The 25790-nt window shown below is 66.9% G+C and carries 26 protein-coding genes; 13 read left to right on the top strand and 13 right to left on the bottom strand.

Going from position 1 to position 25790, the window contains the following annotated elements; genetic code table 11:
• Positions 1-18: 18 nt before the first annotated feature.
• Positions 19-759 (top strand): GAP family protein, encoded by a 741-nt coding sequence (locus TL10_RS18830; protein ID WP_043986820.1) that lies wholly within the window; start codon positions 19-21, stop codon positions 757-759.
• Here TL10_RS18830 and TL10_RS18825 read toward each other — a convergent pair.
• The 4 genes from TL10_RS18825 to TL10_RS18810 all read right to left on the bottom strand — a co-directional run bounded on the left by TL10_RS18825 (position 756) and on the right by TL10_RS18810 (position 4845).
• On the bottom strand, positions 756-1463 hold the full coding sequence (locus TL10_RS18825) for a type 1 glutamine amidotransferase (protein WP_043986819.1): 708 nt from the start codon (positions 1461-1463) through the stop codon (positions 756-758). The genes TL10_RS18830 and TL10_RS18825 overlap by 4 nt on opposite strands.
• Positions 1460-2686, bottom strand: coding sequence for a Mur ligase family protein (locus TL10_RS18820; protein WP_043986817.1), 1227 nt, complete (start codon positions 2684-2686; stop codon positions 1460-1462). The genes TL10_RS18825 and TL10_RS18820 overlap by 4 nt, the downstream gene beginning before the upstream one ends.
• A 56-nt stretch (positions 2687-2742) precedes the next feature.
• Entirely contained in the window at positions 2743-3816 is a 1074-nt protein-coding gene (locus TL10_RS18815) for an SDR family oxidoreductase (RefSeq protein WP_202813119.1), read from the bottom strand.
• Between the two features lie 126 nt (positions 3817-3942).
• Positions 3943-4845, bottom strand: coding sequence for an alpha/beta hydrolase (locus TL10_RS18810; RefSeq protein WP_082068000.1), 903 nt, complete (start codon positions 4843-4845; stop codon positions 3943-3945).
• Between the two features lie 103 nt (positions 4846-4948).
• On the opposite strand from TL10_RS18810, the gene TL10_RS18805 reads away from it, so the two are divergent.
• The 3 genes from TL10_RS18805 to TL10_RS18795 all read left to right on the top strand — a co-directional run bounded on the left by TL10_RS18805 (position 4949) and on the right by TL10_RS18795 (position 8132).
• Positions 4949-5554 carry a TetR/AcrR family transcriptional regulator gene (locus TL10_RS18805; RefSeq protein ID WP_043399613.1) on the top strand — a complete coding sequence of 202 codons (606 nt, stop codon included), beginning with the start codon at positions 4949-4951 and terminating at the stop codon, positions 5552-5554.
• A 63-nt stretch (positions 5555-5617) separates the two neighbouring features.
• A complete protein-coding gene (locus TL10_RS18800; protein ID WP_043986816.1) occupies positions 5618-6616 on the top strand; it encodes a DEDDh family exonuclease in 999 nt (332 codons plus the stop codon).
• A gap of 109 nt (positions 6617-6725) precedes the next feature.
• Positions 6726-8132: an HNH endonuclease signature motif containing protein gene (locus tag TL10_RS18795; protein ID WP_043986815.1), complete on the top strand. Its 1407-nt coding sequence runs from the start codon at positions 6726-6728 to the stop codon at positions 8130-8132.
• Positions 8133-8198: 66 nt separating this feature from the next.
• Here TL10_RS18795 and TL10_RS18790 read toward each other — a convergent pair whose 3' ends face one another.
• The 5 genes from TL10_RS18790 to TL10_RS18770 form a co-directional block, all read right to left on the bottom strand.
• Positions 8199-9644, bottom strand: coding sequence for a carotenoid oxygenase family protein (locus tag TL10_RS18790; protein WP_043986814.1), 1446 nt, complete (start codon positions 9642-9644; stop codon positions 8199-8201).
• 142 nt (positions 9645-9786) lie between these two features.
• Entirely contained in the window at positions 9787-11067 is a 1281-nt protein-coding gene (locus TL10_RS18785; RefSeq protein ID WP_043986812.1) for a hypothetical protein, read from the bottom strand.
• Positions 11064-11474, bottom strand: a complete 411-nt coding sequence (locus tag TL10_RS18780; RefSeq protein WP_043986811.1) for a hypothetical protein — start codon at positions 11472-11474, stop codon at positions 11064-11066. Before TL10_RS18780 ends, TL10_RS18785 begins: the two co-directional genes overlap by 4 nt.
• On the bottom strand, positions 11471-11656 hold the full coding sequence (locus tag TL10_RS18775) for a hypothetical protein (RefSeq protein ID WP_043399578.1): 186 nt from the start codon (positions 11654-11656) through the stop codon (positions 11471-11473). Before TL10_RS18775 ends, TL10_RS18780 begins: the two co-directional genes overlap by 4 nt.
• Entirely contained in the window at positions 11653-13488 is a 1836-nt protein-coding gene (locus TL10_RS18770; RefSeq protein WP_043399581.1) for a hypothetical protein, read from the bottom strand. The genes TL10_RS18775 and TL10_RS18770 overlap by 4 nt, the downstream gene beginning before the upstream one ends.
• Positions 13489-13626: 138 nt before the next feature.
• On the opposite strand from TL10_RS18770, the gene TL10_RS29715 reads away from it, so the two are divergent.
• Positions 13627-14280 carry a TetR/AcrR family transcriptional regulator gene (locus tag TL10_RS29715; RefSeq protein ID WP_051955074.1) on the top strand — a complete coding sequence of 218 codons (654 nt, stop codon included), beginning with the start codon at positions 13627-13629 and terminating at the stop codon, positions 14278-14280.
• A gap of 4 nt (positions 14281-14284) precedes the next feature.
• On the opposite strand, the gene leuA is transcribed toward TL10_RS29715, so the two are convergent.
• Positions 14285-16099 carry a 2-isopropylmalate synthase gene (gene leuA, locus TL10_RS18760; RefSeq protein WP_043399584.1) on the bottom strand — a complete coding sequence of 605 codons (1815 nt, stop codon included), beginning with the start codon at positions 16097-16099 and terminating at the stop codon, positions 14285-14287.
• A 249-nt stretch (positions 16100-16348) separates the two neighbouring features.
• Between leuA and TL10_RS18755 the strand changes: the two genes are divergently transcribed.
• From TL10_RS18755 to TL10_RS18740, 4 genes are all read left to right on the top strand, one after another.
• Entirely contained in the window at positions 16349-16849 is a 501-nt protein-coding gene (locus TL10_RS18755) for a hypothetical protein (RefSeq protein WP_231575652.1), read from the top strand.
• A gap of 141 nt (positions 16850-16990) precedes the next feature.
• Positions 16991-18256 carry an aspartate kinase gene (locus TL10_RS18750; protein ID WP_043399620.1) on the top strand — a complete coding sequence of 422 codons (1266 nt, stop codon included), beginning with the start codon at positions 16991-16993 and terminating at the stop codon, positions 18254-18256.
• A gap of 2 nt (positions 18257-18258) precedes the next feature.
• The gene (locus TL10_RS18745; protein WP_043399589.1) at positions 18259-19296 is read left to right on the top strand and encodes an aspartate-semialdehyde dehydrogenase; all 1038 of its coding nucleotides are present in this window, start codon (positions 18259-18261) and stop codon (positions 19294-19296) included.
• A 41-nt stretch (positions 19297-19337) separates the two neighbouring features.
• Positions 19338-20417, top strand: a complete 1080-nt coding sequence (locus TL10_RS18740) for a DUF4185 domain-containing protein (RefSeq protein ID WP_082067999.1) — start codon at positions 19338-19340, stop codon at positions 20415-20417.
• A gap of 7 nt (positions 20418-20424) precedes the next feature.
• Here TL10_RS18740 and TL10_RS18735 read toward each other — a convergent pair whose 3' ends face one another.
• Positions 20425-20700, bottom strand: a complete 276-nt coding sequence (locus TL10_RS18735; protein ID WP_043399592.1) for a barstar family protein — start codon at positions 20698-20700, stop codon at positions 20425-20427.
• Positions 20697-21083, bottom strand: coding sequence for a guanyl-specific ribonuclease (locus TL10_RS18730; RefSeq protein WP_043986843.1), 387 nt, complete (start codon positions 21081-21083; stop codon positions 20697-20699). Before TL10_RS18730 ends, TL10_RS18735 begins: the two co-directional genes overlap by 4 nt.
• A gap of 251 nt (positions 21084-21334) precedes the next feature.
• On the opposite strand from TL10_RS18730, the gene TL10_RS18725 reads away from it, so the two are divergent.
• The gene (locus tag TL10_RS18725; RefSeq protein ID WP_043399624.1) at positions 21335-21778 is read left to right on the top strand and encodes a hypothetical protein; all 444 of its coding nucleotides are present in this window, start codon (positions 21335-21337) and stop codon (positions 21776-21778) included.
• Positions 21779-21838: 60 nt separating this feature from the next.
• On the opposite strand, the gene TL10_RS18720 is transcribed toward TL10_RS18725, so the two are convergent.
• Positions 21839-22447, bottom strand: coding sequence for a TetR/AcrR family transcriptional regulator (locus TL10_RS18720; protein WP_043399597.1), 609 nt, complete (start codon positions 22445-22447; stop codon positions 21839-21841).
• Positions 22448-22569: 122 nt separating this feature from the next.
• Between TL10_RS18720 and TL10_RS18715 the strand changes: the two genes are divergently transcribed.
• From TL10_RS18715 to TL10_RS18705, 3 genes are all read left to right on the top strand, one after another.
• Positions 22570-23598: an MCE family protein gene (locus tag TL10_RS18715; protein ID WP_043399600.1), complete on the top strand. Its 1029-nt coding sequence runs from the start codon at positions 22570-22572 to the stop codon at positions 23596-23598.
• A complete protein-coding gene (locus TL10_RS18710; protein ID WP_043986808.1) occupies positions 23591-24766 on the top strand; it encodes an MCE family protein in 1176 nt (391 codons plus the stop codon). The genes TL10_RS18715 and TL10_RS18710 overlap by 8 nt, the downstream gene beginning before the upstream one ends.
• A 69-nt stretch (positions 24767-24835) precedes the next feature.
• Positions 24836-25790 (top strand): NADH:flavin oxidoreductase (locus tag TL10_RS18705; RefSeq protein ID WP_043986806.1); only part of this gene is annotated, 955 nt, incomplete at its 3' end.

Here is a 25790-nt window from a genome sequence, read left to right as displayed (position 1 = left end):
CCGGGTAAGTTGGCGGCAATGTGGGGTTCTGTGGCGGTGCTGGCGCTGCCTATTGCGTTCGACCCGGTGCGCCTCGGCGTCAACCTGTTGCTGATCTCCCGGCCGCGCCCGGCGCAGAACCTGCTGGTGTACTGGGTCGGCTGTGTGGCCGCGAGCGTCATGCTGCTGTTGCTTCCGCTGCTGGCGCTGCACGTCACCGACGTCGCGTGGGTGCACGATCTGGCCAACCCGAGGACCACCGCGAGCGCCACGATGCGGTACATCCAGGTGACTGCGGGCGTGCTGCTCCTGGCCATCGCGGCGCTGATGGCGGTGCGGATGGTGACGCGCAAGCGCGTTCCGGATGCGGACGTCTCACCCATCTCGAAGTTGTTGCAGCGGGACCCAGATGCGCCTGCGCGGGGTGGATTACTGGGACGCGCCCAAAGAGCCTGGGAGAGCGGGGCATTGTGGGTCGCGGCGGTGATCGGGTTCTGGGCCGGCCCGAACCCGTCGCTGGTGCTGTTCGCCCTCACGACCATCCTGGCGTCGGGCGCCGCGATCGGCACCCAGCTCGGCGTCGCGGTGGTGTTCATCGTGGTGAGCCTCGCGGTCGTCGAGGTGGTGCTGCTCTGCAACGTCGTCACCCCCGCGAAAACCCAAGCGGTGCTGCGGAAAGTGCACGATTGGGCACGTGGCTATCAGCAGCAGATCGTGGTGGCGATCATGACGCTCGTCGGCTTGGCGTTCGTCGCCAAGGGCACCGGGTTGTTGAACTAGGCCCGACGGGGCGCGGCGAGGCGCTCGGTGCGGAGCAGGTCGACCTCGGGCAGTTCCAGGGGCGGCAGGTCGCCGACCACCTGGGCCAGCAGGTGGTCGGCCAGCTCTGGATTACGGGCCAGGCACGGGCCGTGCAGATAGGTGGCGACCACACTGCCCTGCACGACGCCGTCGTAGCCCGAGCCCGCGCGGTTGCCGGCGCCCTTCTCGACCCGAGCCAGGGGTGCGGCCAGCGGTCCGAGATCGGTTCCACCGCGGTGGTTTTCGAAGCCGGTGAGCTTGGTGGACAACCCGTCGATCACCGGGACCGAGGTCACTTCACCGATGGTGCGCTCGGGCTGTGGCGACGTGGTCACATCAAGCAGTCCGACGCCGTCGACGCGCTCGCCCGACGACGTCTCGTACCAGTGCCCGAGCACCTGGATGGCCGCGCAGATTGCCAGCACCGGAGCGCCGCGCTCGGCCGCGCGTTGCAGACCCGGGTACCGCAGCAGATGCCGGGTCGCCAGGCGCTGCGCGTAGTCCTCGGCACCGCCGAGCGTGTACAGATCCATCGAGTCCGGCACCGGGTCGCCCAGGGTGATCTCGACGATCTCGGCATCAATTCCCCTGAGCCGCAAGCGCTGTCGCAGCACGACGGCGTTGCCGCCGTCGCCGTAGGTGCCCATCACGTCGGGGAGGACGAGGCCGATCTGCACCGTCATGCGAGCTCCCGATTGAGTTGCAGGAACGCCGTGTAGTTCGCGATCACCTCGACGTGTCCGGGCGGGCACGACTTGATGGCTGCCAATGTGTCGTGCACCAGTGTGTGGTCGACGCCCGCGTAGCCCAGGCGTACCGCGAGGTCGGTGCCGCGCTCGCCGGCCGACACGATGGGCGCCGGGAAGTCGACGAAGTGCTCGAAATTCACGTCCCACAGCCAGGACAGGTCTTCGCCGTCGGGCACCTGGCCGTTCACCGAAATAACCGCTCCCGCAACATCACTGGAGACCATGGACAGCGCCTCCTGCCAGCCGGCGGGGTTCTTGGCCAGCAGCATGCGCACGGTGTGTTCGCCGACCTGCAGGGTCCGGTAGCGTCCGGCGACCTCGTCGACCCCGGAAACTGCGGTCACTGCAGCCGCGGCCGACGCACCCAGCGCCACCGCTGCGGCGACGGCCTGTGTCGCGTTACCGCGGTTCACCGTGCCGGGCAGGGCCAGCGTCATCGGCGCGGTAAAGCCTTCCGGCCCATAGATATTCGTCTCGTCGTACCACCACTGCGGAGTCGGCCGGGAAAAGTCGGTACCGGTCGAATGCCAGTGCCCGTTCTCGCGGACGATCACCTCACCGCTGCGCGGACAGCTCACCGAGTCGCCGGACCAGCCGCCGCCGGCGGCGACCCACACCACGTTGGGACAGTCGTAGGCCGCCGACGTCACCAGCACGTCGTCACAGTTGGCGACCACCACAGCCGAAGGGTGACGGGCCAGCCCGGCCCGCAGCGTCCGCTCGATGTGGTTGATCTCGCCGACGCGGTCCAGTTGGTCGCGGGACAGGTTGAGCAACACGATCACCGACGGGTCCACCGCGTCCGACACGTGCGGCACGTGCATCTCGTCGACCTCGAGCGCGGCGAGCGTTGCCTTGCGCGACCCGGCCAGCGCGGCGATCAGCCCGGCGTCCATGTTGGCGCCCTCGCTGTTGGAGGCCACCGGGCCGATGGTCGCCAGCGCGGCGGCAGTCATGCGCGTCGTCGTGGACTTGCCGTTGGTGCCGGTGACCACGACCGAGCGCCGCCCGGAACCCAGCTGTCCCAGGATCGACGGGTCCAGCTTCATGGCGACGAGCCCGCCGATCATGGCGCCGGCACCGCGGCCCGTCACGCGCGACGCCCAGCGGGCGGCGGCGCCCGCGCCCAGCGCGATGCGTCCTCGTGCGGTGATCATCCCGGGAATTCTAGGAGGACCGCCCCGGATGTGACGACACGTGTGAGGCTACCCACCTACAGGAGCTTGGGCCGGCGCGGCACCAGTCCGTCGTCGAGCATCTGCTGGAAATGGTCGGTGATGGTGTCGGCGACCGGCCGATACGTCAGTCCCAGCTCGCGTTGGCTGCGGCTGGCGTCGAAGGCAATGGGGTAGCCCACGTTGGTGTCGACGAACTCCCTGGTCAGCCCGATCGCCGGAGCCACCACCTTGACCGCCACCTTGGGGACCTTCGTCCACGGGAACGGATAGAGCGAGCCGAACTTGCCGCGCAGGATCTTGCCGATCTCCAGCAGGCTCAGCGAGTCGGCGTTGACGAGGTAGCGGTCGTGCGCTTCGGGGGTGAAGCCGGCGAGCACGTGCGCATCGGCGACATCGCGCACGTCCACGACTCCCATGGTCAACGCCGGTGCCCCGGTCAGCATGGTGCCGTCGGTGAACTGCTTCATGGTGGCCAGGCTGGCCGAGTCGCTGGCACTGGTCAGGGCAGGTCCGAGTACCAGGCCCGGATGGATGGTGACCATGTCCCAGCGGTCCTGTGCCTTCTGGTACCGCCAGGCCTCCTGCTCGGCCACGGTCTTGGAGTACGAATAAGGCTGGTGGTCAACGCTGCTGGTGGTGTTCCACCGTTCTTCCGTGAACACTCCGCCGGTGACGTCCCGTGATTCGCGGGCGTCACCGTAGATCGCGACCACACTGCTGGTCAGCACCACGCGCTTGACGCTTTCAGTGCGGTTGACCGAGTCCAGCACGTTGCGGGTGCCCTCCAGCGCTGGGCGGACCAGTGCTTCCTCCGGATCGGTGACGCCCTGGAGCAGGAACGGCGACGCGGTGTGCATGACCAGCTCGCACCCGGCCATGGCCTCGTCGAAGCTGCCGGTGTCGAGCAGGTCCGCCTTGAAGAGTTTGAGCCGACCCGGGTGGCCTTCCGACAGCGCGTGCAGATGGTCCAGGCCCGTGGCCTTCTGCGGATTGCGCACGGTGCCGTGGACGGTGCGGCCGGCCTCCAGGAGGCGACGGACGATCCAGCTGCCGATGTACCCGCTGGCGCCCGTGACGAGGACGGGGGCGTCGGGGTCGATCGTGGTCATTGGTTCAAATCCTTTCCAGGCAGCATGCCCGTGACGATAGCCTCGACCACCTCATCGAGGGGATCATCTTCCACAATCAACATCTGTTGCCGCTCCAGAGCACGTAGCCGACGAGGTGACAGCGCGTCATGAAGCGGCCGTCGCCGGGACGTGGCGGGACAGGAAGGCGAGCTGGTCGGTGACGTTGCGTTCGAAGTCGTCGCCGACGTAGATGTCGAAATGGCCGGTGTCGTAGAGCTTGATCTCGCTCCGAGGCGCCTGCGCGGCGTACTTCTGCGTCGGCTTCGGCGGAGCGACGGCGTCCTGCTCGCAGATGGCGAAGAAGATGGGACAGGTGACGTTGCGGGCCTGACGGCCGGGGAAGTGGCGCACGATCTGCAGGGCGAACCGGGCTGCGACGTCATGCTCGAATTGGGCTCCCGGCGGCAGGAGGTTCTGGATACCGGCCACCGAGTCCGGTGAGGTCATCAGCGCCGTCGACCCGGGTGGGCCGTAGGTGGGAACCATCACCGGCTCGCGACCCAAGAGTGCGCCGATCGCGTCCCGCAGTGCACGCGCGGTGACTCTGGCCGACGTCAGTGGCGGGATGGCAAATGACGATGCGAAGCCGTCGGTGAACGGGCATTGCGAGATTGCCGCCGCGATCCGCTTGTCCTGCGCGGCGGTGACGATCACGTGCCCGCCGCCGAACGACGTGCCCCAGACGACCACGCGGTCGGGGTCGACGCCGTCGAGGGTGCGGGCGTGGGCGACCGCCGACTTCCAGTCGGCGAGCTGGGTCTTGATGTCGAGCAGCTGCCGGGGCTGGCCGCCGCTGGCACCGAAATGCCGGTAGTCGAACACCAGGCAGGCATAGCCGGCGGCGGTGAACCGTTCGGCGAACGCGTCCAGGCGCTGTTCCTTGACACAGCCGAGGCCGTGGGCCATCACGATGATCGGTCGCTTCCCGGTGGCTGGGGTTGTGGGTGTGTACAGCCAGGCGGCACAGGTGCTGTCACCGGAAGCGAAGGTCAGGTCGGCTCGGGTCATGAACACAGGTTATGGATCTACTTCTAAAGTTGTAAGTCCATACAACTGTGGCGCCGGTTACACTATCGGCATGGCGACGGCGAGCCGGGCTGACCTGGAAACGATGACGAGGACCCAGCGCAGGGCCGCGGCCAATCGCCGCGCTGTGGTCGACGCCGCGCGCGAGATCGTCGCCACCGAGGGCGTGCACGGGCTGAGCCTGGAGGCGGTTGCCGAGCGCGCCGACGTCGCAGTACAGACCATCTACAACCGGGTCGGCGGGCGATCAGCGCTGCTCACCGCGGTGGCCGAGCAGGCGATGGAAGAGAGCCGGGTGTACATGGACGCGGCCTATGCCGCCGACGGCACCGTTGAAGAGCGAATCATGCTGGCGGCCAGCGCCTATGCGCGCTTTGCCCGCGAGCGTCCCCACGAGTTCCAGATTCTGGTCGAGCCGCCCGACGAGCCGGACGCGGTCAACCGCATCGCCGAGCTGACCCGGACGCAGAACGCCAAACTCGCGGCAGTGCTGCGGGAGGGTGCCGAATCGGGGCTCGGCCGCGCAGACTTGGACCCCGACGACCTGGCCACCGTGTTCTGGGCGACCCTCAACGGTCTACTGGCTCTGGCGTGGCGTCCGGGCGCGCTGCGGTTCGGTCCTGACGAAGTCGACCGACTGCTGGCTGCCTACCTCGCCACCGTCGCCGACGGTGTGCGCCCCCGCGCCTGATTCGGGCGGCGACACGCTGCGGTGCCCGCCGAATCTGTCAGGGGGCCGTGCCATCCTTGCCACGTGGACGAAACCAACCTCGGCTGGGGCCGACCGGCCACCGAGCCGGGCGCGGGTTGGGCTGTCGTCGACGTCGAGACGTCGGGTTTCGATCCCGGGCACGCCCGGGTGATCAGCGTCGCGGCGCTGGCCCTCGGGGACGACGGGAACGTCGAGCATTCGTTCAGCAGCCTGCTCAATCCGGGCGTCGATCCCGGCCCCACACACGTGCATGGGCTGACCCCCGAGATGCTGGCCGGCCAGCCGACCTTCGGTGAGGTCGTCGGCGATCTGGCCGCCGTGCTGTCCGGCCGCACCCTGGTCGCCCACAATGCCGGCTTCGACTACGCCTTCCTGGCTGCCGAATGCGAGCGCGTCGGCGCCGTGCTGCCCGTCGACAACGTCATGTGCACCGTCGAGCTGACGCGGCGCCTCAACCTGGGTACTGAGAACCTGCGTTTGGAGACCCTGGCGACGCACTACGGCGCGACGCAGATCCGCCCGCACGATGCGCTGGACGACGCCATGGTGCTGGCCCAAATCCTCAAACCGGCACTGGCCGCCGCGCGCGAGCACCAGCGTTGGCTGCCGATCCGCAACGTGGGCCGCAAGCGCTGGCCCAGCGGCGCCATCACCCACGACGAACTGCGGCCGCTGAAGGTCCTGGCGTCACGGCTCCCGTGCGCCTATGCCAACCCCGGTCGGTTCGTGCCGGGGCAGCCGCTGGTGCAGGGCATGCGGGTGGCGCTGTCGGGCGAGATGCTGCGTACCCACGAAGAAGTGATCGAGCGCATCGTGCACGCCGGACTGTCCTACTCCGACAGTGTCGATGCGCAGACCTCGCTGGTCATCTGCAACGAGCCGGCGCCCGCGCAGGGCAAGGGCTACCAGGCCAGGGAGCTCGGAGTGCCGCTCGTCTCCGACGCGGACTTCATGGCGCTGCTCGGCCATGTGGTCGGCGGGTCGGACGTCGAGGAATTCGTCGACCGGACACCGGCCGGCGACCAGTTCATGTTGTTCTAGCGGTCGCTTACCAAAAAACTTTGGTCACTTTGTTTTCGCTGGTCACAGTAGGTAACTAGCGCCACATTTCCCGCGGTTTCTTGTCGGTGCATCGAACTAGTGTTCGACTATGGACATCGCCAGCACCACCGCCGTGGAGGAGGTCTACACCGACCTCGACACGGCACAGGCGCGGGTTGCGGCGGTGGACTACATGGCGTTGTCGGTGCCGGAGTTGTTGGCGGTGCAATCCCACCGTGAGCAGATGCGGTGCGCCGCCCAAGCCGTTGATCATGCCGTGGTGGCCGCATTGCAGGCCCAAACCACCGCGCAGGAGATCGGGGCGAGAAACTGGGCCGACGCGATGCGTGCCCGGGACCGGCTCAGTAGCCAGGAGGCTCGCCGCCGGGTCCGGCACGCCGAGTTGTTGGCCCCGCGGCGGTCGCTGACTGGCGAGCTGTTGGCGCCGCTGCGGCCGTATGTCGCTGCTGCGGTCGCTGCGGGGGCGATCAATGCTGATCATGTCGATGTCATCGAATCGTTCTTCGCCAAACTGCCCACCTGGGCCGGCCTGGACACCCTCGATGAATCTGAACTGGCGCTGGTGGCCGCCGCCCGGAACCTCACCCCGGAAGGGTTGCGGTCGGTGGTCAAACGCAAGCTCTACGAACTCAATCAGGACGGCCCCGAACCTGATGACCGCGACCCCGAACCGGACCGGGACCGTGCCCTGGTGCTATCGAAGCAGGCTGCCGATGGCAGCAGTGAGCTGCGGGGTCGGCTCACCCCGCAGGCGCGCGCGATCTACGAAGCGTTGATGGTCAAGTACGCGGCCCCTGGCATGTGCAACCCTGCCGACGAACACCCCTGCACCTCGGGGACGCCCACCCAAGAGCAGATCGACAACGATCACCGCACGCTAGCTCAGCGCCAGCACGATGCCTGGGAAACGATGGGCCGGTTGCTCCTGAGCGCCGATTTGGGCGAGCACAACGGATTTCCGGTCACCATTGTGGCGACCTGCACGCTCGAGCAGTTAGAAGACCGCGCCGGGGTCGCAGACACCCACACCGGCAGCTCCCTGCCAGTCAAGGACCTGCTGAACCTGGCCGCCCACACCGGGGCGTCCTGCTACCTCGCGGTGTTTGAGAATCACACCCCGATTCCGCTGTACATGGGTCGGGCGCGGCGCACCGCCACCACCGGCCAACGCCTGGCGCTGTTCGCCCGCGACAAAGGCTGCAGCCGCCCCGAGTGCACACGGCCCGCCGCCGACTGCCAAGCCCACCACGCGGTCGCCGACTGGCGCGACGGCGGCCGGACCGACATCACCGACCTCACGTTGGCCTGTGGCCCCGACAACCGCCTGGCCACCGACGGCGGCTGGACCACAGAAATGCGAAACGGCCGCGCGCACTGGACTCCACCACCACTACTGGACGTCGGACAACCCCGCACCAACACCATCTACCAACCCCAGCTCTACCCCACCGAGGGCGAAGACGGTGACGGCGAAAGTAACAGTCCGACAATCTGATTCAACATCGCAGCGACCGACCGGTTGCGGCGTGGAGCGAGGCTGCACAGGTCCCGAAGCGGGCGTTCAGCCCGCGATGCGCCGGCTGAACGTGCCGTGGAACCCGATCGGCAGATGGTGCTCCAGGTGCGCGGTGGCCAACGGGCCGTCCTCGATGGTGCGGGCATCGAAGATCGCCAGTTGTGAAAGGTGACTCAGCAGATCGTGATTGAGCACCAGCAGCCAGCCGTCGTCCTCGCCGGCCGTGCGGGAGCGGGGTACGAACAACGGTTCGCCAGTCTGGGCCAGGCCGAAATCGAAGGTCGTCCGCGTTCCGGCCGCATGGTCGAACTTGGTCACGGCGTTGTAGTGTCCGACGTCCTCGGTGGCTGCGGCGGCGTAGGTGAAATTGTGTTCGCGCGTTGATCGACGCCAGTCGTACTGCGGGAATTCCATTGGCGCACTTTCGGACAACACGGTCTCGGTCACCCGCCCGGACTTGCTGATCCGGAATCGGGACAGCCGCCCCGATGGCCATTGATCGATGGTCAGGTGTGCGCGCGGGTTGGTCGGATCCGCCGGTTCCTGCCATGTCTTGCCCAGTTGCCCGAAGATGTCCGGGTCGTCGAACCGGACGAACTCGACCACGGTGTCCGTGCCGTCTTCAAACGCATTGGTGACGTGGATATGGGCCATCGGTTCGTGCTCGATGACGCGAGGCTTGGAGCCATCGCGCGGAACGATGGCGAACCGCGTCGACCCATTGCGGGCTTGGTAACTCAGGGATTGCTCCAGCGACCGGGTCCGCAGAAACGTGGGGATGTTGGGCCGCAACGGATCCAGGACGAACACCAGGTTGTGTTCGGTGAGGGCGAAGTCGTGATTCCAGACGAAGTCCCACAATGGAAGTGAATTGATCTCCGCATTCCGGCCTTTCGCGTCCACGCGATAGCACCGCAGCCGTGGGGTGGGCAAGAGGTCGAAGCCGAAGTTGAACACCTCGCCCGTGCGTGGATCCCATTTGGGATGGGCAGAGAACGCACCGAGATATCCGAAGCGATCGCCCTCAAAACGCTTGTACCCCAGGGTTTCCAGGCTGTCGGGATCGATCTTGTACGGCGGGCCGCCCTCCCACAGTGCGAGCAGGTCGCCGCAGATGTTGGCCATGTTGGTGTTGCCGGTGTTGGCCGGCGGTTGGAGATTGCCGCGCAGCGTGGGGGCGTTGGTGGTGATGCCGCGCTGGCTCATCTGGTTGCCGCTGCGGTACTGGCGCGTGCGGACGTAGCGGTTGGTGAAGCGGACGGTCTTACCGTCGAGCACGAACCGCGACACCATGCCGTCGCCGTCGAACATGGTCTTGAGGACGGTGTCGCCGACCTCGAACTTTCCGGGGCCGACGCGGAACAGGGTGCCCGTCAGGTCGGCCGGCAAGGTCCCGTCGACGCGTTTGACCTGGTAGTCCATTTCGTCATAGAGGGACTCGAACGGACGGCCGTGCAGTTGCTTGAGCGTGGGCTCTGCGGTGGTGGTCATGCAACCCCAATCTGAGGACGGATGTCCTCAGTTTCGTGTCGCATCCCGACGCTGTCAAGGTTTCACGCCGAATGGCCACCTGTGACACGGAAATCTCGGAGATTCGTGCGATAGGTGGCCACTCGGCGGAGCGGGCGGTGAGCTATCCGCCGAAGAGCAGGTACAGCCCGGTGAACGTGTAGCCGACCATCACCAGCATCATCGCCAGCTGCCCGGTGAGCTGATGCCGCTTGGGCAGGATGCGCAGCGCACAGTCGTGGGCTGCGACGACGCCGGCGATGTGCCCGGCCACCACGAACAGCACCTTGGTCGTGGCCAGCACCGAAGGGTGCAGGGACAGTACGTAATAGACATGCGCGTCGTGCATGCCGAGCAGCAGATAGACGGTCTGCTGGCCCTTCTCCACGAGATAGGTCAGGTAGTGCGCGAACACATAGCCGATGACGATCGGGATGAGGGAGTGCGCCAGCAATCCGGGCAGCTGCCGGCGCCGCGCCCGGTCCACCCCGCCGGTGGCACGGGCGGCGAGGCTGAACGACAGTGCGACCGTCGTGACAAACACCGCCAGCCCAACGGTTTTGAGTGCAGTGGCCTGCCAAGCGCCGTTGGTGTGCGCGTCGACGAACCCCCGCCACGCCGGCGTCGCCGAGAAACTGTCGAAGGCTGTCGAGCCCAGCAGCACCGCGAGCACCGTCACCGTCGCGGGCCGGATGGGCAGCGTGGGCAGGTGGTTGAACGGATTGCCGATGGCGATCTGGCCATCGGCGTTGCGCCGCACCGGCGCGCACCGCGACGCCACGACGCTGTACACCTCGAACGGGTCGGCGTGCGAGCACCAGCGGGTGCCACACGCCATGGCCCCGGCCAGCGTCACCGCAAGGTAGGCGAGCAACCAGATACGCACGGCGCCAACAGAACCCGGGTCGGGACTGGCCAGCTCGAGCCAGACGAACGCGAACAGCCCGGCGGCCGCAGGCCAGTAGCCGAGGCGTGCGGGATACGCATCCCGGCTCAGTCGCAGCAGCCGGGCGATGGTCCGCACCGGAGACAGCACCCGCCACACCGGCCCGAAAAGCACTGACAGCGCAACGATTCCGACCCACAGCAGCACATAGAACACGCCTGGTAGCGGGTTGCCGGATGCGGGCGGTCCGACGATCGACGCCACGATGACCCACCCCGCGAACGCCAGCGCCAGCAGGCCGACCGTCCACCGGGTGACGGGCGCGTCCACGGCCGTCGTCACCCAGCGCGGCAATGCCCGCCCCGGTGTCTCGGGATCGAACCGCGGCTTGCGCCAGGCCAGCGCCACCACCGCGAAAGTGAACGTCAACGCCCACGCCGCGCCGATCAGGGCATAGGTGAGCGGGATCGGAAGATCACTGGATCCGCCCAGCCCGTGCGCCAGGACGGCCGAGGTCACTGCACCGTGATGGTGGCGACGGTCTTGTCCAGGTGGTGCAGTTCGACGTCAACCTTGCCCGGCACGTCCACCGTGAACTGGAACTGCTGATCCTTCTCGGCCTTGATGGTGAAGGTGTGCTCGGGATTCGAATGCACGTGCAGCTGGTCGGCGGCGTCACTGTTGACGCGGACGATGATCGGCTGGCCCAGCTTGGCCTCCACCTGCTGGTTGAGCGGTGTTGCGGTGCCGCCGGCGATGGTCACGTCGATGTAGACGCGCGCGGGCGGGGCCTGCGGGTTGCTCAGTTGCGTTGTGGCCGTTGCCGAGGCGCTCGACGAGCCGCTGGGCGCCGTCTCCTTGTTGCTGCAGCCGGCGAGTGCCAGCGCCACGACGCCTGCCGCGGCGAGGGTCTTCACAAAGGTCACGCGGAACCGTCCTCATCGGTCGAAACTGCTGTCTCCGAATCGGTTTCGTCACCGTCGGAGCCGGCGCTGTCTTCTGCTCGCCGGTCCTTCATGGCCACCCAGGCCACGACCCCGGCGACGACGAACGCAGGGGCAAACGCCGGCAGTGCCAACAATAGCGAGTGATCGGCCAGATAGGTCACGGCTGTCCGACGGGTTCCTTCGTCTCGGCGGCGCTGAACTGCTCACGCGAATTGATCCGTCCCGCACCCCAACTCAGCAACGCGATCAGGATCAGCGAGCACACGAGCACGATCAGCGAGGCTGCGGAGTACAGCCACGACGGCACGTCCAGGTTGCGCTCGCGCTGCAGGACCTGGATCTCCTCCATGAAGTTACGGGTCGTCGAGAGCGCCGGCGTCTCCTCGGCACCGATGCCGGGGTCGGCGGGCAGGAAGATCGGGACAGCGGCCATGGTGCGTCCATCTTGCACGCGCAGCACCGTCTTCCAAGTCCCCCATACCGGGATCGGCCGCGTGGACCGGTAGTGGCCGGGGCCGACCCGCTGCAGGTGATCGACCACCAGACCGCGGTCATGGGCGAGCTTGCCCTGCCACGCCATCAGGCTGACCCACTCGGGGTCGTCGCTGACCAGGTTGGTGGGCGTGATCTGGATGTCGGCGTTCACCAGGCGCTCACCGGCGGGGCTCGGTGCCTCGGTGAGGGTGATCTGCGCCCGGGCGTGCTCCGGGACGGTGATGTTCAGGCCGTTGGCGACGGCGCCGCCGACGACCAGAACCGTCGCGACCACGACGGCGATACCGATCGGACGCGCGGGCAGGCGCTGGCCGGACAAGACGATGGCCAGCAGCGCGCCGCACATGCCCATACAGATGGCGACTGGTGTGGACATCGCCAGCGCCTCGCCCCACATGCTGGTGGGCCACGGGGTGCGGAACATGGCATCGACCCAGAACGATTCCAGCCACATACCGACGGTGCCCACGCCCAGGCCGGCCACCGCGCCGAACAGGACGGGGCGGTTGACCAGTGGCGTCAGCCCGATCAGCTCCACGACGATCGCGGAGCCGAGGTAGAGCGCGCACCAGCTGTACGGCGAGCCAAGGATGGGGCCGACGGCCAGCGCGACGAGTCCGCGGATGAACAGCGCGAACGCGATGGCGCCGAAGGTGGAGTACCGGCCCAGCGTGAGCCGAGTGGCAACCAGCGACATGGCTGCTGCGCCGGCGATCAGCATGGGGTGCAGCACCAGCCGGAACTGCTCGACGCCGAAGTCGTATTCGACCGGGAACACCGACAGGCCGATCACCAGACCGCCGAAGGCGAAGTACGGCAGCACCTTGTTGCGGGCGGGTGGTGCGTCGGCGCCCATCGCGATATCGCCCTCGCGTTCCAGCAACAGCATGGCGACCAGGGACAGGCCCGCGCCGCCGATGAGCATCAAATGCGTTGGGCCCCAGAGAGTGACGTCCTGGCCGAAGATGCGGTGCCAGATGTCGTCGAGCGGGAAACCGATCAGCGCGTACAGGCCGCAACCGGCCATCAGGATGCCGCCGACGGGCGCGTACCAGGTTTTGGTGATCTTGATGGCGGCCGGGCCGGGCTTGTCGTACGGCAGGATGATCGACAGCGATCCGGCGATGAACAGCAGGAACAGGCCGACCAGGATGAAGTAGTGCGCCGGGTTGGCCAGCGGCCCGGCGTCGCGGCCCTTGCCGATGTGCAGGCTGACGTCCCAGATGAAGCCGAACATCGCGCAGATGATCGTCGAGATGAACAGCAGTGAGGGCAGGGCCACCCAGCTGGGCCGGTTCATCTTGCGGCCGGCTGCTTCGGCCAGGTCCTGCAGCCAGGTGATGCGGCGTTGCCGATGCAGATAGCCGATCCACAACAGGCCTGCGGTGATGATGCCGGTCGCGATGGACATCCCGAGGACCTGGTCGAGGGCCGCGCCCCCGCCTTCGGTTCCGGCCGCGGCCACTACGGTGACCTGCTCGGCGAGCTGTGCTGCCATGTTCCACCCCGCTATGTAGATGAAGCCCGAACCTTACTCATCGGTAATGTTGCCAGAAGACGGCGTTTGAAACGGGAGTACGTCTTCCTTCCCCGGATTTTGACATCATGAGCCAGTCGGGGGGAGGGGTTGCGCCAGATGGCTGACAACGGATCGGGCAGCGCGCCGGAGCGCAAGTACTCCGGCAGGTCCGCGGAGCAGCGGCGGGCCGATCGGCGACGGCTGCTGCTGGACGCGGCCGAAGCGCTGTGGCGCGAGGGCGGACTGTCGGCCCTGAGCGTCCGGGCCGTCGCGGCGCGCGCCAAACTGACCGACCGCTACTTCTATGAGCAGTTCGCGGGGTTGGCCGCGCTCATCGGCGCGGTGATCGACGACGTGCTGGAGGGACCTTTCGCCGCGATGCTGGCCGGCGGGAGCGCGCCCGAGTCGGCGACCGTGCAGACCCGGCTGACGCTAGGCCTGGCGGGATTCATCGAGCACGCCGAGAGCGACCCGCTGGCGGTGCGGATCTTCCTGACCGATGCCCGGCACATCGAGTCGGTGGCCGAACACATCCGGATCGCGCAACACCGCGTGGCCGCCGCAATCCTGGCTTTGCTGCTGCCCGACCGCGACGCCGACCAGGAGAGCTTCGACGCGGCGCTGTTCTGCGTCGGCGGGGTGGCCACCCTGATCAATGAGCGGCTCCTCGACGACGCGAAAACCGTTACCGCACACGACTTTGCGGAACAGGCGGTCAGCTGGTGCGCCCGAGTACTCCGGGTGGCCGAGGCGCCGGGCGCACCAGACTGACCGTTTAGCCGCGTGCGGCCCGGTTCACGGCCGAGACGACGGCCCGCAGCGACGCCGTGGTGATCGACGGCGCGATGCCGACGCCCCACACTGTCTTGCCACCGATCGATGCCTCGACGTAGGCCGCGGCTTGCGCTTCCTCACCGGCCGACATGGCGTGCTCCGAGTAGTCCAGCACGTTGACGTGGAAGCCGACGGCGCCCAGCGCATCGGTGAAGGCCGCCAGCGGCCCGTTACCGGCGCCGACGATCTCGCGCTCTTCCCCGTCGATCTTGACGATGGCGGTGATGGTGTCGGTGCCGCCGTCCTCTTCGGCCGCGTCGACCTTCTGCCGCATGCGCTCCAGCGGCGTGATGGGCGCCAGGTACTCCTCGTTGAAGACGTCCCACATGACCTTCGGGGAGACCTCACCGCCCTCCCCGTCGGTGATCTTCTGGATGGCCTGGCTGAACTCGATCTGCAGCCGGCGCGGCAGCACCAGCCCGTGATCGGCCTTCATGATGTAGGCGACGCCGCCCTTGCCGGACTGCGAGTTCACCCGGATGACGGCCTCGTACGTGCGGCCGACGTCCTTCGGGTCGATGGGCAGGTAGGGCACCTGCCACAGGATGTCGTCGATGTCCTGATCGGCCTCGTCGGCGTCGATCTTCATCTGGTCCAGGCCCTTGTTGATGGCGTCCTGGTGGCTGCCCGAGAACGCCGTGTAGACCAGGTCACCGCCGTACGGGTGCCGCTCGGCCACGGGCAGCTGGTTGCAGTACTCGACCGTGCGACGAATCTCGTCGATGTTCGAGAAATCGATCTGCGGGTCGACACCGCGGCTGAACAGGTTCAGGCCCAGCGTCACCAGGCAGACGTTGCCGGTGCGCTCGCCATTGCCGAACAGGCAGCCCTCGATGCGGTCGGCGCCGGCCAGGTAGCCCAGCTCAGCGGCCGCGACGCCCTCGCCGCGGTCGTTGTGCGGGTGCAGGCTCAGGATGATCGAGTCGCGCGGCGCCAGGTGCCGGTTCATCCACTCGATCGAGTCGGCGTAGACGTTGGGTGTGGCCATCTCGACGGTCGCGGGCAGGTTGACGATCAGCGGCCAGTCGGGAGTGGGCTGCACGATCTCTGCGACCGCGTTGCACACCTCGACGGCGTACTCCAGCTCGGTGCCGGTGTACGACTCGGGCGAGTACTCGAACCGCCACAGCGTGCCCGGGTACTTCTTGGCCTCCGCGACGCACAGCTTCGCGCCGTCGGTGGCGATCTTCTTGACGGCCTCGCGATCCGCGCGGAACACCACACGGCGCTGCAGGATCGACGTCGAGTTGTAGAAGTGCACGATCACCTGCGGGGCACCCGCGCACGCCTCGAAGGTGCGCTCGATCAGCTCCTGCCTGCACTGCGTCAGCACCTGGATGGTGACGTCCTCCGGGATCGCGCCCTGCTCGATGATCTCGCGGACGAAGTCGAAGTCGGTCTGGCTGGCCGATGGGAAGCCGACCTCGATCTCCTTGTAGCCCATGCGGACCAGCAGGTCGAACATCCGGCGCTTGCGCTCCGGGCTCATCGGGTCGATCAGGGCCTGGTTGCCGTCGCGCAGGTCGACCGCACACCAGCCGGGTGCGGCGGTGGCGACCTTGTCGGGCCAGGTGCGGTCGGGCAGCTTGATGTTCTCGACCTCGTCGCCGAACGAGCGGTACCGGCTGACGGGCATCGACGAGTTGCGCTGGGTGTTCCAGGACGGCTGGCCTTCGCGGCGCGGGCCGGACGGGGTGGTGATGGCGCGTACCGACGAGAAGGAGTCGGCAGATGAATCGGGGGAGAAAGTGGTCACGGTTTTTTGCTCCGGTCTGTCTGGATGGGACCTGGAAGGTCAGGACCGGCGCATCTCAAACCCCCGCGACGGGAGGCCGGTCGGATCAGACCCCGTCGCGGCGTCCGAGGAGGAGCACCCGCGCGATAAACATCGGTGACTAGTTTACTCCGGTCCAGTAGTTCGCCAAAACCCGGTCGCGCTGTCCGGGATCAAGCTCCTGGCCAGGCGTAATGGGCACGGTGCTGGCTGTGCCGATACAGTTCGACCGTGTTGACGAGATGGTTGTTGAGCCTGGACCGCAGCTGGAAGATCGGCATCGCGGTCGCGCTCGCCGTCGTCGTCGGCCTGGTGGTGTGGCAGACCGAGTTCCGCGGGCCGACGCCGGAGTGCAAACCGGTGCGCGACATGCTCGACTACAACAAGGCTCAGGCCGTGCAGATCGAGTCGAAGATCGACAAGAACTCGGGCGGGGTCCCGACTATCGCCGAAGAGACGGCCTACCGGGCCTGGGCCGACGGTATGGCTGAGCGGGCGCAGAAGGTGACCGGCGACAAGGTCGCGGCCAACGCGGTGCAGTTGGCGACGCTGGCGTCGCAGTTCGCCTCGGCGCTGGACTCCTACCGGATCGCCGCGCAGGGCCGGGCGCCCGGCGCTCCCGCGCCGACCGAGGCCTACCAGCTGTCGGCGATCAACGTGCAGATCACTGATCAGATGAAGGCGCTGAGCGACGCCTGCCCGGCGCAGCGGAAGCTGACCGACCTCTTCTGACGCGGGCGAGAGTGACGAACGTCTCGCGCGTTGCAGGTCCGGCAGACGACCGGGCAACAAAATTGGCTTCGGCCCTCCCTTATCCTTGGAGCAGCATTGATGCGAATGCTTGCTGCCAATTCAGAGAAGGAAACGCGAACAGTGGCGCTCGTCGTCCAGAAGTACGGCGGATCCTCGGTGTCGAACGCCGAGCGGATCCGTCGAGTCGCCGAGCGGATCGTCGAAACCAAGAAAGCCGGCAATGACGTCGTCGTCGTGGTCTCGGCCATGGGCGACACCACCGATGATCTGCTGGATCTGGCCCGCCAGGTCTCCCCGGCGCCACCCGCTCGGGAGATGGACATGCTGCTCACCGCGGGTGAGCGCATCTCGAACGCGCTGGTCGCCATGGCCATCGAGTCCCTCGGCGCGCAGGCCCGGTCGTTCACCGGTTCGCAGGCCGGCGTGATCACCACCGGCACGCACGGCAACGCCAAGATCATCGACGTCACCCCGGGCCGCCTGCGCGACGCCCTCGACGACGGCCAGATCGTGCTGGTCGCCGGCTTCCAGGGCGTCAGCCAGGACAGCAAGGACGTCACCACGCTGGGCCGCGGTGGCTCGGACACCACCGCCGTGGCGCTGGCCGCCGCGCTGAACGCCGACGTCTGCGAGATTTACACCGACGTCGACGGCATCTTCACCGCCGACCCGCGCATCGTGCCGAATGCCCGTCACCTGGACACCGTCTCCTTCGAGGAGATGCTGGAGATGGCGGCCTGCGGTGCCAAAGTGTTGATGCTGCGTTGCGTGGAGTACGCCCGCCGCTACAACGTTCCGATTCATGTCCGGTCGTCGTACTCCGACAAGACCGGCACCATTGTCAAAGGATCGATCGAGGACATCCCCATGGAAGACGCAATCCTCACCGGAGTCGCCCACGACCGCAGCGAGGCGAAGGTCACCGTTGTCGGCGTCCCCGACGTCCCGGGATATGCCGCCAAGGTGTTCCGCGCGGTCGCTGATGCCGACGTGAACATCGACATGGTGCTGCAGAACATCTCGAAGGTGGAGGACGGCAAGACCGACATCACCTTCACCTGTTCGCGCGAGAACGGTCCGGGCGCCGTCGAGAAGCTGACCTCGCTCAAGGACGAGATCGGTTTCTCGCAGGTGCTGTACGACGATCACATCGGCAAGGTGTCGCTGGTCGGCGCCGGTATGCGCAGCCACCCCGGCGTCACCGCCAAGTTCTGCGAGACGCTGGCCGAGGTCGGCGTCAACATCGACCTCATCTCCACCTCCGAGATCCGAATCTCGGTGCTGGTCAAGGACACTGAGCTGGACAAGGCCGTCGCGGCGCTGCACGAGGCCTTCGGCTTCGCCGGCGAAGAAGAGGCCGTCGTGTACGGCGGAACAGGGCGTTAGTCATGGTGAACATCGGTGTGGTGGGCGCGACCGGCCAGGTCGGCCAGGTCATGCGCAGACTCCTCGAGGAGCGCGACTTTCCCGCGAGTTCCGTGCGGTTCTTCGCCTCGGCGCGGTCCGAGGGCAAGAAGCTGACGTTCCGCGGCCAGGAGATCGAGGTCGAGAACAGCGAGACCGCCGACCCGTCGGGTCTGGACATCGCGCTGTTCTCCGCAGGCGCGACCATGTCGCGGGTGCAGGCGCCGCGCTTCGCCGCCGCCGGAGCCATCGTCGTCGACAACTCGTCGGCGTGGCGCAAGGATCCCGATGTGCCGCTGGTGGTTTCGGAGGTCAACTTCGAGCGGGACGTCCGCGGCAAGCAGCTTGCCAAGGGCATCATCGCCAACCCGAACTGCACCACCATGGCCGCCATGCCGGTGCTCAAGCCGCTGCACGACGAGGCCGGCCTGACCCGACTCATCGTGTCGAGCTACCAGGCTGTGTCCGGTTCAGGGCTGGCCGGGGTCGACGAACTGGCCTCGCAGGCGCGCGCCGTGATCTCCGGTGCCGAGCAGCTGGTGCACGACGGATCCGCGCTGGAGTTCCCGGCGCCCGTGAAATACGTTGCGCCCATTGCCTTCAACGTCATCCCGCTGGCCGGTTCGCTGGTCGATGACGGCTCGGGCGAGACCGACGAGGATCAGAAGCTGCGCAACGAGAGCCGCAAGATTCTCGGCATCCCGGAGCTTCTGGTCAGCGGAACCTGCGTACGCGTGCCGGTGTTCACCGGGCACTCGCTGTCGATCAATGCCGAATTCGCCCGGCCGATTTCGGTGGAGCGAGCCCGCGAGCTGCTGGCCGACGCGGCCGGTGTTTCGCTGGTCGACGTGCCGACGCCGCTGGCCGCCGCCGGCGCCGACGACTCGCTGGTGGGCCGGATCCGCCAGGACCCGGGCGTGCCCGACGGTCGTGGCCTCGCGCTGTTCGTCTCGGGTGACAACCTGCGAAAGGGCGCGGCGCTCAACACAGTTCAGATCGCCGAACTGCTCGCTGCACGCTGATCTTGCGCGCGCTCGCGGCCATTGCGTCGATCTCGACGTTGATGGCGGCGTTCGGGGTTGCTGCGGCGCAGGCTGATCCGCCCGCGCCGGTGCCCACACCGGTACTCAAACCGCTGGCGCTCGGCGAGGTGACGCGTATCGGTCCGGTGGCCGGAACCGGTACGCCGACAGCCGATTACGGCATCGGGGCGACCGATCTGTGCGAGTTCATGGAGTTCCCCAGCGGCATCCTGCAGATCTGCGGCGACAGCTTCGCGGGACAGGGCGTCGGATTCGGCGGCTGGTTTGCGCCCGTCGCGCTGCACGTCGAGACCGATTCCATCAACTCACCCGACGGACTTCGGTACCGCGGCGTCACAGGCGTCGACAAGCCGCTGCTGGCCGACCCCAAAGTTCCTGGCACATCTCAACTTCCGGCCGGGGTGGTGACCATCAACCGGGAGAACTACCTGTTGATCACCACCACGCGCGACCTGAAGCCGGCGAGTTCGCGACTGGTCAAGGCCGACCCGGCGCGCGGGTCCTGGCCGACGGTGCCGGGGTCCGTGCGGCCGGCCGGCTACGCCGGGGGAGCGCAGAGCCAGATCACGGGCTACTACGACCCGGTGCCCACTGCCGACTCGCCGCGCGGCTGGGTGTACATCGTCGCCAACAACTTTGACCGCAGTAGCGCGCCGTTCCTGTACCGGGCCACGCCGCAGTCGTTCGCCGACCGGTCCAGCTGGCAGGGCTGGTCCGCGACCGCCGGCTGGGGCAAGCCGCCAACCCCGTTGTGGGGCAACCTGATCGGTGAGATGAGCATGAAGCAGGTCGACGGCAAGACGGTGCTGTCCTACTTCAACAGCAGCACCGGCAACATGGAGGTCCGGGTCGCGAATGCGCCGACCGAGCTCGGCGCCGCACCGGTCACGACCGTCGTCGTCGCCGGCGGCTGGCCGGAGCAGGCCGACGAACTTCCTGTGCCGCAAGACAATCAGCTGGCCCAGCCGTACGGCGGCTATATCTCGCCGGGATCGACGCTCGACGAACTGCGCATCCTGGTCAGCCAGTGGAACACCAAGCCGCGCGACACCGCGCCGTACCGCGTCATCCAGTTCGCGGTGAATCCGGTGAAGCCGTAGGCAGGCGTCAGCGCAGCATCAAGTCGATGCCGGCACTGTCGAACACGTCGAGCAGCCCGGTCCAGGTGGCCGAATCCAAGGCCTTCTTGGCTTTTGAGCTGTCGGTCAGCACGAAACGGAACGGCTCGTCGTCCGGGGTGCCGAAGCCGCCGCCGAGACAGTCGGCCAGCGCGTCGAGATTGCTGCCGAAATAGCCATCGGTGCCATTGACTGCGTGGCCCAGCTCGGTGAAAAGGTCTGCGCGGGAATGGATCCGCGCACCCCGCACGGTGAAGGTCTTCACGCTCCTCCGATCTGGCAGAACGTCTCGTAGTGATCGCCGGTGTAGTAGAACTCCGGTGGGTTGACCGGCGGTTCACCGCCGGTGATGACGCGCCGGGCCCCGCGAGTCTTCGCACCTGGAGTCGGCACGGTGTACTCGTGGTAGTAACCGCGCTGCTGGTTGGGCAGCCGATGTTCGAAATTGCCGAACACGATGCCGTCGCGCGAGTACGGGAACGGCCCGCCGCGGTGGATCAGGTCGACGGTGGTGCCGGCCTCGGCCGGCAGCGACGACAGCTGACAGACGGGTAGCCCGGACTTGCTCCGGGTCGTCGGCGAAGGCCCTGTGGGCGGCGCGTGCGAGGCCGCCGTCGGCGACGCCGTCGGAGCCGGCCCGGTGAGCACCGTCGACTGCCTGGTACACGCCGGGGTGAGGGTCAGCAGCAACGCGGTGCCGCAGGCGAGGGCCGCGGCGCGCACGGTGGTTCTGGACATCGCACCTTTTCTGCCGCGTTCTGATATCGGAGCTTCGGCCGGCCCCCAAAGCCCGGCCGACGCTCCGGTACACAGCCCACGCTACCGCGCCGCGAGCCTCATAGCTGATTCTTACGCGCAACCCAGCCACCGCAGTGGTTGACGGACGGATCATCGATGACATGAGTGACGAAACCCCTAAAGAAACGCCAGAGACGCCGGATACCCCGACGGACTCGTTCCCGCCCGTAGCAACGGCCACCGCAGTGGCCGCGCCGCCCGCCGAGCACAAGCCGAGCAAGCTCAACAAGGTGCTGGCTTGGGTCGGCATCGTCGCCGGCATCGTGTTCATCGTCGCGACGATCTTCTTCTCCGGCTTCATCCTCGGCGCGCACTCCGGCGGTGGCCACCACGGCTGGCACAAGCACCACCGCGGCCACGACATGTCGGAATTCCGCGAGGGGCACGACGGGCCGCGCGGTGGTGGCATGTGGCATCCGATGTTCCCCGGTGGCCCCGGCTGGCAGGGTGGCCCGGGCGGCCCCGGTGGGCCCGGTGGACAGGGCCCTGGTGGTCCCGGCCCTCAAGCTCCCGGTCAGCCCGGCCCGGCCCAGCCCGGCCGCTGATCCACGAAGTCCTGCATCAAGCGACAGGCCGTGCCCGATCAGGGTGCGGCCTGTCGTGTTCTAGCGGTCAGTAGCGCGGTTCGCCGACGCTGACCGATACCCGGTTGTCAGAAGCTCGACGATCCGCTCCTCGAGTTCGGCGGAGTCGTCGTCGGCGGCAATGGTGGTCATGTACATCGCGGCGCCGGCCGCCATGATCACCACTGCACGCGCATCCAATTCCGCACTGCGCCGCTCCTCGGCAGTCTGGGCTCCGACGTCTTCGGAGAACAACTCGACCGCCGGCCCGGTGAAGCGCTTCCACAACGATCGACCCAGTTCGCTGTCTTCCTGCAACGCCAGGGTCAGACCGGGCGCGGCGGCTTTCATCTCCGGACGGCTGAACAGCTCGTGGCTGCCCCGAACCACGAAATCGATCCAGCCGTACACGTCCGTTCCGGTGAACGGCGTCATGTCGGGTGTCTGGCCCAGCACCGCGTCCAGTACCAACGCGGCTTTTGTGGGCCATCGTCGAGCCAGGCTGGCGCGCGTGACGCCGGAGCGCTGCGCGACGAGCCTCATGCTCAGCGCCTGAAACCCGCCCTCCGACAGCAGCTCCCGGGTCGCCGCGAGTACGCGATCGTCGATACTCCCATCGCGCGGCCGACCGGGGCCTGACTGACTGCTCACGCATCCATCATCACAGGCCCCGAGCGACGGTGGTGCCGTTGACGTCAACCGGCAATTAGTGTACCACTGGATCACTAATTGAGGAGGTTGCCGATGACCGCTGCCGTCACCAGGCCGGTTCGATGTCGCTGACCGCGGCGAAAGTGACTGTGTTCACGGTGGTGATGCTGTTGGTCGCCGCCGCACTGGTGGTGGTGTTCGGCCAACTCCGGTTCGGTGAGGGCGAGCAGTACCACGCCGAGTTCGTCGACGCCTCACGTCTGAAGGCCGGGCAAGACGTGCGCATGGCCGGGTTGCCGGTCGGCAAGGTCGACCACGTGTCGCTCAACACTGACAACACCGTCGACGTGCTGTTCAGCGTCGATTCGCGCTACCGCCTGTACACCTCGACCAGGGCCGTGATTCGATACCTGAATCTCACGGGCGACCGTTATCTCGAATTGGCCTTTGCCGCAGGAGATTTACACGAACTGGCGGCCGGGGCCACCATCCCGCTGAGCAACACCCAGCCCGCGGTGGACCTCGATGCACTCCTGGGCGGTTTGCGTCCCGTTCTCAAAGGCCTCGACGGCAACAAGATCAACGCGATTAGCGCTGCGGTCATCGACCTGCTCCAGGGCCAGGGTGGCGCTGTGTCCCAATTGCTTTCGACGACCGGCAGCTTCACCCAGAGTCTCTCCGGCCGCGATCAACTCGTCGGTGACGTCATCGGCAACCTCAACGCCTCGCTCGGAACAGTTGATGAGAAGGGCCTGCAGTTCGGGCGCAGCGTCGACGAGCTCCAGCAATTGCTCACGGGTTTGGCGCAGGGCCGCGACCCCATTGCCGGCGCCATCCCGCCGCTGGCGGCATCGTCCCAAGAACTGACCCAGATGCTGGAGAGCGGACGGCGCCCGGTCCAGGGTGTCCTGGAAAACGTGCGGCCGTTCGCGCAGCGGGCCTATGAGCGCAGAGCAGATATCAACGCGACCATCGATCCCCTCGCGGAAAACTACCTGCGGCTCAACTCGCTGGGCGCTTACGGCGCGTTCTTCAATATCTTCTTCTGTTCCAGCAAGATCAAGATCAGCGGCCCGGCCGGTAGCGACATCATCATTCCCATCGGCGGAGCCCCCGACCCTTCGAAGGGTCGGTGCTCGGAGAATGGGTGATCGAAGCGTTGGGCTGCGCGGCGGCGCGATCCTGACCTGTATGGCCGCGATGGTGACGGGGTGTCAGTTCGACGGTTTGAACTCGCTTTCCCTGCCGGGCACAGCGGGTCACGGCGCGGGCTCTTTCGTGGTGACCGTCGAACTGGACAACGTCGTTGGGCTACCGCAGAATTCGCCGGTCCTGGTCGGCGACGTCACGGTCGGAAGTGTCTCGGGGGTCGCCGTCGTGCAGCGGCCGGACAGCACCGTGTATGCGGCCGTGCGTCTTTCGTTGGATCGCCAGGCAGATTTACCCGCGAATATCTCCGCGATAGTTGGACAGACATCACTATTGGGCTCTCAGCACATCGAACTGGTGCCGCCGCGCGATGGCCCCGTGCGTGCCAGGCTGGCCGACGGTGCGCACATCGGGCTCGATCGTGCGCGTCACTTTCCCACAACCGAGGAGGTGCTGGCTGCGCTCGGCGTCATTGTCAATAACGGCAATCTTGGTTCTTTGCAGGATATTACGAACGAGGCCTATGGCGCCGTTGTCGGGCGGGGAGCGACGTTCACCGGGTTGGTAGCGAGACTGGCCGAACTGACCAGCTTCCTCGATGCGCAAACCAACGTCATCATCGCTGCGATCGAGGGGGTCGACCGCACAGCGGCAGTCCTGGCGCACAACAGCGACGGACTGAGGCGGACGCTGGAGACCCTTCCCGTCGCACTTGATGTCCTGAACCGAAATCGCGGCAGTATCGTCGCGGCATTCGAGGCACTACGCAGATTCGCATCGACTGCCGAGCGCGTGTTGGCACAGACCCACGACGACTTCGCTGCTGACCTCAAAGACACATTTCCCGTCATCAAAGCCTTCAACGACAACGCTGACGACTTCATTCACGATCTGGAACTCTTGCCCACTTTTCCGTTCGACCGGAAATACCTACGCAATGCCATTCGTGGCGACTACCTCAACGTCTTTTCGACGTTCGACCTCACCATGCGGCGGCTCGGCGAAAACCTGCTCACGACGTCGGCTCTGGACCCGAACATGCCGCACCTGTCCGAGATCGTCAATCCGCCCGATTTCCTGACCGGCGCGGTGTCAAATCTGTCGGGTCAGGCCGCCGACCCGTTCAAGATTCCACCTGGGGCCGCCACGCAACACGGTGCGAAGCCATGACGCTCCGCACCGCGGTGCGAACCGAAAGGCGTTGTCCCATTGAGATTTATCGAAAGGATTTCAGAAACCATGGCCGTCGATCCCTTTCAACCGGCCAAACTCGGCCCGGTCACGCTGCGCAACCGGATCATCAAGGCCGCGACGTTCGAAGCGTCCACCCCTGATGCCCTGGTCACCGACGATCTGATCCGCTACCACCAGCTGCCCGCGGCCGGCGGCGTCGGCATGACGACCGTCGCCTACTGCGCGGTGTCCCCCGGTGGCCGCACCGACGGCTGGCAGATCTGGATGCGACCGGAGGCCATCCCCGGCCTGCGCAAACTCACCGACACCATCCACGGTGAAGGTGCCGCGATCAGCGCGCAGATCGGCCATGCCGGGCCGGTCGCCAACTCACGCACCAACAAGGCCAAGGCCCTGGCACCGGTGCGGTTCTTCAACCCGCTGTCGATGCGGTTCGCCCGCAAAGCCACCCGTCAGGACATCGACGACGTCACGGCCGCGCACGCCAACGCCGCCAAACTCGCGATCGAGGCTGGCTTCGACGCCGTCGAAGTGCACCTGGGCCACAACTACTTCGCCAGCTCGTTCCTGTCCCCGCTGATCAACAAGCGCCGCGACGAGTTCGGCGGCTCACTGGAGAACCGGGCCAAGGTGGCCCGCGGGACGGTCCAGGCCGTCAGAGAAGCCGTCGGCAACCAGATCGCCGTCATCGCCAAACTCAACATGAGCGACGGCGTCCGCGGCGGTATCCCGATGGAGGAGTCGCTGCAGACCGCCAAATGGCTGGAAGAGGACGGCGCGCTGGATGCGCTGGAACTGACCGCGGGCAGCTCGCTGGTCAACCCGATGTACCTGTTCCGCGGCGACGCACCCGTCAAGGAGTTCGCCGCGAACTTCAAGCCGCCGATCAGCTGGGGCATCCGGATGAGCGGCCACAAGTTCTTCCGCGAGTACCCCTACCGCGAGGCCTACCTGCTGCGCGACGCCCGCCAGTTCCGGGCCGAGCTCAAGATGCCGCTGA

The organism is Mycolicibacterium llatzerense, from assembly GCF_000878195.1.
GTDB classification, from domain to species: Bacteria; Actinomycetota; Actinomycetes; order Mycobacteriales; family Mycobacteriaceae; genus Mycobacterium; species Mycobacterium llatzerense.
Note: the sequence above shows the minus strand (reverse complement) of the source record. Positions and strands in the feature narration are given on the sequence as shown.